This is a genomic window from Psychrobacter sp. UBA6739 (assembly GCF_002453835.1).
Lineage (GTDB): Bacteria > Pseudomonadota > Gammaproteobacteria > Pseudomonadales > Moraxellaceae > Psychrobacter > Psychrobacter immobilis_A.
Genome location: NZ_DKHR01000047.1, coordinates 23299 through 35113, shown reverse-complemented (window position 1 = coordinate 35113; position 11815 = coordinate 23299). Strand labels below are relative to the sequence as shown.

Genomic DNA, 11815 nt, shown 5'->3' with positions numbered 1-11815 from the left:
GTTTATTAATGCCACCAATCTGGTTAATAAAATTATAGATTTAAAAAGTAATCCTGATTTTAACTTCCTAAAAAGCAGCTCAAACGCTGTGTCTTTACAACAAAAAGTACGCGATCTGGCATCGGCTTGGTCGCGGTTCTTTGATCCTAAAGTACATGCCAGATTAAAAGACAATAAAAAGAAACCTCGCAAACCCAAGTTCTTTAAACTGGCTGACGGCACAGAAATCCAGCTACGCTCGTTGATGCCAAGATTTAAGCGCAAATCCGATGGCTGCGACTCAATTCGCTTGGTTCAGTTTGATAAATATTGCCGTGTTGAAGGTAATCGAGTAAAACTGCCTAATGGCATTGGCCTGGTGAAGTTTAGGAAGTCGCAAGACATCATTGGTACAATTAAAAATGTCACCATCAGCAAGAAATCAGGGCACTGGTACGTGTCTTTTGGTACGGAGCGAGAACTGGATGAGAACCCTCGTCACCCTGCCACAAGCGCCATTGGCTTGGACATGGGTATCAGCAAACTACTCACCACTTCAAACGGTCAGTACATCAAACCGAAAAACAGTTTTAAAACCAATCAACTCAAACTTGCCAAATTGCAACGAGGGTTAGCAAAGAAAGTAAAATTCAGTGAAAACTGGAAAAAGCAAAACCGCAAGATTCAAAAGCTACACAGCCACATTGCTAATATTCGCCATGACTACTTGCATAAAGTCACCACCCGCATCAGCAAAAACCACGCCATGATTGCTTGTGAGGATTTAAAGGTCGCTAATATGTCGAAATCAGCCAGCGGGTCGGTGGAGAACAAAGGTCGTCATGTTAAAGCCAAGTCGGGATTAAACAAATCAATCCTAGATCAAGGCTGGGGCATGATGGTTAATATGCTTGAGTACAAACAGCAATGGCGCGGTGGGTTACTGATCAAGGTAAACCCACACTACACCAGTCAAACCTGTTCTCAATGTCAGCATATTGCTAAAGAGAATAGACAAACTCAGTCTAAATTTGAGTGCGTCAAATGTAGGTATGTTGCGAACGCTGATTTTAATGCGGCTCGTAATATATTAGCGGCAGGACATGCCGTTTTGTCTGCGGAGGGAGGATGCAGTAAGGGTCGCCCGTTGAAACAGAAAACAAGCGACCTTCGTGAGAAAGTCGCCTAAGAGCATCTGCTTTTAGAATCCCCCACTTGAGCTTGGCGAAAGTGGTGGGAGTATGTCAAAGTTAATGCTTCTACAAACTTCTCGCTCGTCACTATATAGTTGCTGTATATCAAAGTTCGCTACCGCCATTTACTATGAGGTCTGTCATGCGCAAAATTCCTGTCTACTCCCACCCTGCTGCCGGTTGGCCTGCGCTGATTTCCTCTACTCGTAAGCTGATGGATTATCAGACTTTTTTACGGGGTAGCGTAAGTGTGCTAAAAAGCAACCAACCTAAAGGCGGATTCGACTGTCCGGGCTGCGCTTGGCCTGACCACAAATCACATAAAGCCATCGACGTCTGTGAAAATGGTATCAAAGTCATTGCTAGTGAGACCATGACAAAAAAAGCCGATGCGCAGTTTTTTGCGCGACATAGCGTCACTGAATTACAAGGCTGGTCGGGCTATGAGCTTGAGCATAGTGGTCGTTTATCAGAGCCTGTATATTATGATGCCGCGCAAGACCGCTACTTACCAATCTCTTGGGAAGCTGCTTATCAATGTATCGCTGAGCAGTTAGGACAGCTTGATTCGCCAGATGAGGCGCTATTTTATACCTCAGGCCGTGTGACCAACGAGCCCGCCTTTATGTATCAGCTGTTTGTGCGCTGTTTTGGCACCAATAATTTACCAGATTGCTCCAATATGTGTCACGAACCAACGTCGGTAATGCTCGGTAGACAGTTGGGTATTGGCAAAGCGACCGTGAAATTGGAAGACTTTGAGCAAGCCAAACTGATATTGATGTTTGGACAAAATCCTGCGACCAATCATCCACGCATGCTTGAAATGCTTGCTCATGCTCACGAGCAAGGCTGTCGAATCCTCTCAATCAACCCTATGCGCGAACAAGGCTTACGTAAATTTAGAAATCCGCAAAAGCCCACGCATATGGCAGCTGGTCAAAGTGATGAGATGGTCGATGAGGTCATTCAAATTCAGATCGGCGGCGATGCAGCACTCTTGACCGGTATCGCTAAGTGGCTGACTAAAAACAATAAAATCGATCAAAGCTTTATCGATGAGCATACGTCAGGATATGAGGCACTCGACGCATGGCTCCGCCAACAATCATGGCCGGATGTGGAACGCGGGTCTGGTATCAGTAAAGAGGAAATCATTAATATAGCAAAACTGGTAGCGGCGAGTCCTGCGACCATTTGCACCTGGGGGATGGGCATCACTCAGCACGTCCAAGGCGATGATAATGTAGCGATGATTACCAACCTATTATTATTGATGGGGATGATTGGTATTGATGGCGCAGGCGCGTCTCCTGTTCGTGGTCACTCTAACGTACAGGGCGACCGTACCATGGGCATCCATGAGCATCCTGCACAAAAGCTACTAGACAGCCTTGAGCGTGTGTTTGAACGTCCGATGCCGCAAGAAAATGGCTTTGATGTGGTCTCTGGTGCAAAAGCATTGATTACCGGTAAGCTAAAAGTATTTATGAGTATGGGCGGTAATTATGCCGTGGCAGCACCTGATACCAGTGCAATTCAGCAAGCTTTAACCACCACTCAGCTCAATATTTTTGTCGGTACTAAACTTAATGAAACTATGCTGTATCCGGGCGCGAATAATCTTATTCTGCCTTGCTTAGGTCGTACCGAACGTATTATTACTGCCAAAGGTGAGCAATTTGCCACTATCGAAGATTCCATGTGTCAGATTGTACCCACTCGAGGCAACCTGAAACCCGTCAGCGATACGTTGAAATCTGAAGCACAAATTGTGGCAGATATCGCCACTCACGTGCTTGGTGCTGATTCGTCCATTCCTTGGCAAGCAATGAGTGAAGACTTTGACATCGTTCGTGATTATATCGCCCAAGCGATTGACGGTTTTGAAGACTTTAATCAGCGTATTCGCGCAACAGAGCGTGGCTTTCATTTGTACCATTCTGCGCGTCATCGTATATGGAATACTGATAGTGGCAAAGCGCAATTTGAAGTACCACAATACCCTATCACCTACGTCGCAGCACAAATGGCAGAGACCTCCTTAGCCTTTCACCATGACAAAAAACCCAATGATAATACTAATAATGCGCCAAACAATGAACAAAAAATTTGGCAATTGACCAGTGTCCGTAGCCATGATCAATTTAATACCATGATTTTCGGATTTGAAGATCGCTATCGCCAAACCAATCGCCGTGATGTGTTGTTTATGCATCCAGATGAAATGACTCGTTTGGGTTGGCAAGCAGGTGATAGGGTGATGGTATCCCGTCATGCCAGCTCAAATGATTCAAACAACACAGACGGTACCGTTCAGCCACGCACGCTAGGGCCGTTAGTATTGACTGAGATGGATATCACCGCTAACGCTGTCGCAACTTATTATCCTGAATGTAATGATTTATTTGATTTAGACACGCATGCACCAGACTCTCACATACCAGCGTATAAATCGACGACCGTTGTTTTGCAACGCGTTGAGGCAAATCCTGGTACGACCGATCATGCGTAGTCAGCAACGGGCGGATCATTGAATGATGCATATATTTAAAAGGAACGATAACTTTGGTAATGACCATAGGATATAACGAGGTATTATGATTGCCCAAAGTGATACTGAAACTGACGCAAAATATAGCGATAATTTTTCGGTAAATACCCTAACAAATAAAACATCAGAAACTCTAAAGTCATCTGCAACGCCGCTTGCACGTAATCATTGGGCGCAAAAGCATCATTATCCGACAGATAAATATAACCCTAACAACATTATTGAGACCCGTGTTGCTAAGACCAATATTGCACAGACCCATATGCAGCAAATCAGTATCGACTGCCAATCAGCGAGCTTAGCAGTGGAAGCTGCGGTTGCTATCGTTATCAATGGTATTCACTATGCGGTATTGATGGCAAGCCCTCACCAGTTAGAGTATTTAGCCGTCGGATTTTTGTTTAGCGAAGGCTTAATTCAACATAGCCATGAGCTGCTTGATTGGGAAGTTACCCAACTGAATGATATCGAAAATTATCAACAATTCACGCAAGATTCATTTATGCAGGACTCGTTTATAAAGGATTCTACGAATGAAAGTCTTGAATTTGCACAAAGCTTGTCGTCACTGCAAGATTATGACATTTATGTGGTGGAGCTAGTACTAAACCAGCGTTGTCATCAGCGTATCCAAGCGCAAAGACGCCAGCTAGCAGGGCGTACAGGTTGTGGTATGTGCGGCATTACAGGGCTAACACAAGCACTGCCTGACTTGAGTATCTATCGTCAAAACAGACAAAAGGCAGATACACCAAGTCTTGATTGTCTATTAGCAATACGCCAGCAAGTCGATACGATGCAGCATACGCACCAATTGACTGGTGCCGTACACGCCGCTGCGACGATGTATAATCAGCAGCTATACCTATTCGAAGATGTAGGGCGCCATAATGCGCTTGATAAGCTGATCGGTTGGCAACTGCGTAATAAAGTAGAGATTAGCTGCGTCCTTATGACCTCACGCCTATCGATTGAGCTGGTACAAAAATCGATTCGTGGGCGCATTCCTTGGCTAGTCGGTATGTCTGCACCTACCAGTACCGCAGTGCGTGTCGCTGAGCGTTATGGCTTAGGATTAGCGGGTTTTTTGCGTGATAACAGAGTCACTTACTATTCGAATTATTTAGACCTATAAAGTTTTATGCTCGACTTTCTCATGAAGCACACTCATTCATAAACTCTCATTTGCAGCGCTCTAATGAAAGACATATAACCCTGATTTTTCGATAATAAACGGTCTCCTTTTTATCTCAATCGAAGCTTTTCTAAAACACTATCTATTCCCTATCTCGTTTTATCCAACACACAACGAAATAATCAAGATATTATTTCGTACATTATATTCGATAGTTATGATGTTTTTTGACGAGCCATCTCTGACTTTTAAGCTTGATAATGGCTTAATTTGACCTCTTCATACTTTGAATAGCCATTAATTTATGGTCAAATAAGAAGAATTGAGTAGATAATTCGCATTTAGCTAAAAAATAACTTGTAATTTAAATTATATTTGCTAATATAGGCGTCCTTGATTGGCTGGGTGGCAGAGTGGTCATGCAGCGGACTGCAACTCCGTTAACGCCGGTTCGATTCCGACCTCAGCCTCCAATTATTTAGGTTAAAATTTTATTCATATTATATTAATTTTAGCTTGCTTTATTAATATAAATGCTTATAATAGCGACCACTATCTAACAAGTAGAAAGCTTACTTTTAGATTATACAAGTTTTGCCCGGGTGGTGAAATTGGTAGACACAAGGGATTTAAAATCCCTCGCTAGTAATAGCGTGCCGGTTCAAGTCCGGCTCCGGGTACCATTACATAGTCCTATACTATCTTATAGAACAGCTAAAGCCCCTGATATCAGGGGCTTTGTTGTATCTGACGTTCCATACTGTCCTATGAATCTATCCTAATCCATGCACTTTGAGTATACTGTCAAGTATACTGAGTTTTGAGTGTATTTATGGAGATATAGGGTATGGAAAGAAAAGCGATCAGTTCAGACCGAAGTATCAGCAGCCATAAGCCTGAAGATAAGAAGTACTTCGTTCCTGTCAAAAACCATCCTAAACTATTCTTAATGGTACGTCCTACTGAGACTAAGTCATGGATGTATCGATACTACCCGCCTTCAAATCCTAAGCAAAGTATTATTTCCATCGGTATATATCCAAGTATCTCGTATGCTCGTGCCTGTGAAGTTTGGCGTGAATATGAAGACCTACTAAGCAAAGGTATTGACCCAAAATTTCATCGTGAAGAAATAAAGAAAAGATTTATTAGTAAAACTAAAAACTCTTTTAATCACTTTGCTTGGGAGTACTTTGACAGTCTAGATAAGACTCAGAAGAGTAATACCCTCATTCGTAAGAAAGGTCGGTTAGAGCTAATATGCTCCTACATTGGCAATGAGCCAATCAGCGAGATTAGTTCTCCTAGAATGCTTGAGGTTTTTTTGGACATCCAAGCTAAGACTTTGAATAAAGATGGCAAGCCTACGGATAAGGCTGAACGCTGCGCTGGCATTGCCAGCGATGTATTTATCTATGCTGGTGCTCGCGGGTTTTGTAGTAGTAATCCTGCGGCATTAATCAAAAGCCAATTGGCTAAATCGAGCTACGGTCATCGTCCTGCTATTACCAAGCCCAAAGAGCTTGCTAAGCTACTGCGGGATATTGAAGCAATAGAAGGTGATCCAAACACCATTAATTCCCTTAGGCTATTAGCACTTCTCTTTGTTCGCAATGGTGACTTAAGACGTATGCGCTGGGCAGATCTAGACCTACAAGCTGGTAGATGGCAGTTAAAGCCTTTGAAGGGTCAAGGCAAGGTAAATATGGTCAAGGACATGGTGATTCCCCTATCTCGTCAAGCTGTTAACATATTAGGTGAGCAGCATAAAATCAACGGTCATACTGAATACGTATTTTTTAGCCAAACGGCAAAAAAGCATCAGATCATATCTGACGCTACTGCTAATAAGCGTTTAAAGGATTTGGGCTATAAAGACATACATTGTGCTCATGGCTTTAGAGCAACAGCTAAGACCATACTGCAAGAGCAGCTCAAGTATCCACTTGTGCTTGTAGAGATGGCATTGGGTCATACGACTAAAGATCCTAATGGAGCCGCGTATGGTCGATTTGAGTATATTGATGATCGTGCGGAGATGATGCAGAAATGGGCTGACTATTTAGACGCTTTAAGAGAAGGTAGAGATACGGAAGAGTTTAGAGCGGATGGGCAAACAAAAACTGATCCTTCTGTTCAGCTTCAGGCATTGATTGATCAGCTAGGAGAGGATAAGGTGCTTGCAATGCTTAGTAGTAAAGTCTCAGACTAAGATTTGAAAACTTATTGAGCAATATACTATCTACTAAAAAGGCTAAATGACTGATTTAGACACATAGATTAATTTAAAGAATGTTTCTGATAGTATCTATTACAATAATAATTGGGATTATCCTCTTATGTTAGATCAATCCTTTATGGAAGCTTACCATTGAACCAATGATCAGTTTGGTAATGCTTTGCTCAACATTAATAAAATATCGTCTCAAACTGCCTCTTTTTTGTAGCCATTTGCGCCAGCTAGTGGACTATTTATAATGGTTTGGAGTTCATTAGGTAAAATGAAAAAAATTCTATTAGCTATGCTGTTTGCAACTGTTTCTAATGTGGGCCATGCCGGATCAGAGATAGATGAAACATTAAAATCGATGGATATTATCGATGAAAACTATGTGTACTTAAATACTGCGTTAGCAGCTGAGTTTTTCCGCTTCTTAAATGATGAGCAAGCTCAATCGTCACCAAAAAATACGAATAAATCCTTCAAAATTGAAAAAATGGAAATGACACCATATTTCGGTCAAATCAGTACGACGTATACGATACCGCTCAACGCAGATGAAAAAGGCCAACTCATACGAGACTTATCTTCAGTAGAAACGTTGCAGAACTTCTGTACGGACACCTTTATACCTTACAAATACATGGCAGCGAATAACGTTACATTTTCTTATCTATACTACGATCAAGACCGCCAACCACTGACTAGCATTACTATGAACAAAGATACCTGCCATGATGCATTAAACCAATAACACGATAACTATCAATCCCTATAAATATCAATCATAGACTCATTCAAGGAAATACCCTGACATGGCTGCAACCAATACCACCTCTATCAGTCAATCTGAGATTAACAAAGCCGTCTGGGATGCCTGCGATACTTTTCGCGGTGTGATCAGCGCTGATACCTATAAAGACTTTATATTGACCATGCTGTTTTTGAAGTATTTGTCTGATATGTATAGGGATGAGTACAACACGCTCATGGCAGAATATGGCGATGCGGACTTGGTCAAAGAGCTGATGTCGAACCAGCGTTTTGTCCTACCCGATGGCGCAAGCTTTTGGGATTTATACGAGCTGCGTCATCAGCCCGGCAACGGTCAGCGTATCGATGAAGCGCTGCATGCGATTGAAGAAGCCAATGGCAATAAGCTAAAAAACGTCTTCCAAGATATTAGCTTCAATACCGATCGTCTGGGTAATGAGAAGAAGAAAAACGAGCTACTGCGTCATTTGCTCGAAGACTATGGCAAAGATGTTATGAACCTCAGCCCGTCTCGTGTCGGTAGCTTGGATGTAATTGGTAATGCCTATGAGTTTTTGATTAAGCACTTCGCGGCTGACGCTGGTGCGAGTGCTGGCGAGTTCTATACACCGCCTGAGGTGTCTACTTTACTCGCGACTATCTTAGCGCCTGTAGAAGGCGATGCCATCTGCGATCCAGCATGTGGCTCTGGTTCGCTGTTGATTAAGTGTGGCGCTATGGCGCGTAAAAACTCTGGTAGCAGAAACTACGAGCTGTTTGGACAAGAAGCGATTGGCTCGACGTGGGCACTGGCAAAGATGAATATGTTTCTCCATGGAGAAGATAACCACCGTATTGAATGGGGCGATACCCTGCGCCATCCTTTGCTGCTCGATGATAAAGGCAACCTATTACGCTTCGATGTGGTCACTGCCAACCCGCCCTTCTCGCTTAGTAAATGGGGTCATGAAGATGCGACGGATGATCCACACGGTCGCTACCATCGCGGTGTACCGCCTAAGACCAAGGGCGATTATGCTTTTATCACCCATATGATTGAAACTCTGAAAAACGATACCGGTCGCATGGGTGTGGTCGTGCCGCATGGCGTACTATTCTGCGCCTCTAGTGAAGGTAAAATCCGCCAGCAACTCATTGAGGAGAACCTGCTCGATACGGTGATTGGCTTACCTGAAAAGCTTTTCTTTGGCACGGGTATTCCAGCGGCGATATTACTATTTAAAAAGAATAAGACCGATAATACGGTGTTGTTTATCGATGCCAGCAATGAGTTTAAATCCGGTAAAAATCAGAATCAGCTAACTGAGGATAATATTGCCAAAATCATTGAGACATACAAGGCGCGGGAAAGCGTCGATAAATATGCTTATCTAGCGAGCTTTGATGAGATTAAAGAAAACGACTTTAACCTAAATATTCCACGTTATGTCGATACCTTTGAGGAAGAAACGGAGATTGATTTGGACGCGGTACGTTCTGAGCGTCTTAAGTTAAAGGCTGAGTTGGATGCGCTAGAAGCTGAGATGGCAGGGTTTTTAAAGGAGTTGGGTTATGGTGCCTAATGGTTGGAAAGAAACGAAGTTAATCGATACTAGCGCTAAAGAAAAATACAGCTTTACTGGTGGTCCATTTGGCTCTGATTTAAAGAGTAGTGATTATACTGATAATGGCGTTAGGATCATTCAACTACAGAATATTGGTGATGGTAAGTTTAACAATGGATATAAAATATTTACTTCTGAAGAAAAGGCTGATGAACTAAGTAGCTGTAATATATTTCCAAATGAGATAATTTTATCGAAAATGGGTGATCCAGTTGCAAGGGCTACTATTATTCCGTCACATCATAAGCGTTATCTAATGGCTTCCGATGGAATTCGATTAAAAGTAGATGAAAGTAAATACGATACTTTTTTCATTCACGAGGTCATTAATGCTCCACATTTTAGAGGTATAGCATTATCTAAAAGTACAGGTTCAACTAGAAAGAGGATTGGGCTTACCGATCTAAAAAACATTACTTTTCATTGTCCTCCATTAATAGAACAACAAAAAATCGCCAAAATTCTATCTACTTGGGACAAAGCGATTAGCACCACCGAGCGTTTAATTGACAATAGTACCCAGCAGAAAAAGGCGTTAATGCAGAAATTGTTAACCGGTAAAAAGCGTTTGCTTGATGATTCGGGTAAGCGGTTTGAGGGTGAGTGGAAAAGTAAGGTCTTTAAAAATATCTTAAAGCTCGATAGAGGTAGCTCTCCAAGACCTATTATTCAATATATGACAGATAGTGAAGATGGTGTGAATTGGATAAAAATTGGAGATACTAAAGGTGAAGGTTTATATATTAACTCCACTAAAGAGAAAATTACGAAAGAAGGCGCTGAAAAATCACGTAAGGTGTCTAAAGGTGAAGTCGTTCTGTCAAACTCAATGAGCTATGGCAAACCATATATTTTAAATATTGACGGATACATCCATGATGGTTGGTTTGTGATTAGAAAATTCGAAAAAAATATAGATGTGAACTTTCTAATTCAAATTCTAAGCTCTGAATTGATTCAAAAGCAATACAAGAGATTAGCTGCTGGTGGTGTTGTTAGCAATATTAGTAGTGAGTTGGTATATGCTGTTAAGGTCGATTTACCCTCTATCCCAGAACAACAAAAAATCGCCACCGTGTTAACCAGTGCCGATAAAGAGATTGAGTTGCTTGAGCAGCAATTGGCTGATTTGCAGCAAGAGAAAAAGGCATTGATGCAAGTGTTGTTGACGGGTAAGGTTCGGGTGGTAGTTGATGGGTAGTTATAAAGTAACCCGAACATTCTATCCTGTCGGGCAAGGAGGCTTCTATACAGAACATCATCATCATGATGACTTCAAAATAGTATATGACTGCGGTGAATGGAAACGTTCAAACAAAGCCAAATTAATTGTTCAGTCCGCGTTTTTAAAAGATGATGTTATAGACGTACTTTTCATATCACACCTTGACTATGACCATATATCTCTAATACCTACCTTGATGAATTCCGTAAAGAATATACGTGTAGTTGTAATGCCATTATTGGAAGACAAAGAGAAAAACCTGCTTATTAATCTAAACCGAATGCTGTCGAAATCCATCTTAAGAATCATAAAAAACCCCAAAGCCTTTTTTGGGCCTAACACTACAATTGTATATGTTAGCTCTGATACAGAAATTGATACAGATGAAGATAGTCTACGAACTAATTCTTTAAGAGAGTTAGCAGATAGTGGCATTAGAAGTCATATTATTCAAAATAACTACCCATTAGTTTATAACCGCAACTCAAGATGGATTTTTTTACCACATAACTTTAAATACCAGAGTCGAAATTCTGACCTAATCAGTAAGCTCAACTCTAATAACTTTGATATTAACAAACTAAAGAATGATCCGAATTACACGGTAACTACGCTAGGTACCACTATAGATAAGAACAAACTGAAGAAAATATATGAAAGTCTTGATGGCGATATTAATCAGAACTCTATGTTGCTTTATTCAGGTCCATCTCATTTAAGTAAAAATGCTGAGTGTAGATGTAGGTTTATTGGCAATAACTTCATTTTTTCAGACTCTACTCTTAGGTCTTCAGGTTGTATTTATACTGGAGATACAGACTTAAATAAGATATATAAAGAACAACTAGCTTATTCAAGCTATAAAGATTACGTAGGTGTTATACAAATTCCTCATCATGGCTCAAGTCACAATTTTAATATAGATTTTCTTGAGTACTTTGAACCAATTTTGTGTCCAGTATCGTTTGGAACCAGTAATACGTATGGTCACCCTGTTAAGAGTTTAATCAATACGCTATCAATAAAAGGCTACAAGCCAATGCTTATAAGTGAAGATCCAAATTCGATAATTACTCAAGAAATTGAACTGCTTTGTATTTAATATTGCAATCTGTATGTAGTAATTAAAT

8 protein-coding genes and 2 tRNA genes are annotated in these 11815 nt (G+C 41.3%); all 10 read left to right on the top strand.

The window, feature by feature from the left end; all coding sequences use genetic code 11:
- The coding region (locus B2575_RS10285) for an RNA-guided endonuclease InsQ/TnpB family protein (protein ID WP_296241834.1) at window positions 1-1168 on the top strand (1168 nt) is incomplete at its 5' end.
- 146 nt (window positions 1169-1314) lie between these two features.
- On the top strand, window positions 1315-3687 hold the full coding sequence (locus tag B2575_RS10280; RefSeq protein ID WP_296241833.1) for an FdhF/YdeP family oxidoreductase: 2373 nt from the start codon (window positions 1315-1317) through the stop codon (window positions 3685-3687).
- Between the two features lie 85 nt (window positions 3688-3772).
- Entirely contained in the window at window positions 3773-4861 is a 1089-nt protein-coding gene (locus B2575_RS10275) for a formate dehydrogenase accessory sulfurtransferase FdhD (protein WP_296241832.1), read from the top strand.
- A gap of 399 nt (window positions 4862-5260) precedes the next feature.
- Window positions 5261-5334 (top strand) — tRNA-Cys (locus B2575_RS10270).
- 123 nt (window positions 5335-5457) lie between these two features.
- A tRNA-Leu gene (locus B2575_RS10265) sits at window positions 5458-5544 on the top strand.
- A 164-nt stretch (window positions 5545-5708) separates the two neighbouring features.
- Window positions 5709-7073: a tyrosine-type recombinase/integrase gene (locus B2575_RS10260; RefSeq protein WP_296241831.1), complete on the top strand. Its 1365-nt coding sequence runs from the start codon at window positions 5709-5711 to the stop codon at window positions 7071-7073.
- Between the two features lie 265 nt (window positions 7074-7338).
- Complete coding sequence (locus B2575_RS10255; RefSeq protein WP_238034305.1) at window positions 7339-7836, top strand: hypothetical protein; 498 nt, start codon at window positions 7339-7341, stop codon at window positions 7834-7836.
- A gap of 61 nt (window positions 7837-7897) precedes the next feature.
- Entirely contained in the window at window positions 7898-9418 is a 1521-nt protein-coding gene (locus tag B2575_RS10250) for a type I restriction-modification system subunit M (protein ID WP_296241830.1), read from the top strand.
- Window positions 9408-10661: a restriction endonuclease subunit S gene (locus tag B2575_RS10245; protein ID WP_296241829.1), complete on the top strand. Its 1254-nt coding sequence runs from the start codon at window positions 9408-9410 to the stop codon at window positions 10659-10661. Before B2575_RS10250 ends, B2575_RS10245 begins: the two co-directional genes overlap by 11 nt.
- Window positions 10654-11787: an MBL fold metallo-hydrolase gene (locus B2575_RS10240; protein WP_296241828.1), complete on the top strand. Its 1134-nt coding sequence runs from the start codon at window positions 10654-10656 to the stop codon at window positions 11785-11787. The genes B2575_RS10245 and B2575_RS10240 overlap by 8 nt, the downstream gene beginning before the upstream one ends.
- Window positions 11788-11815: the final 28 nt, after the last annotated feature.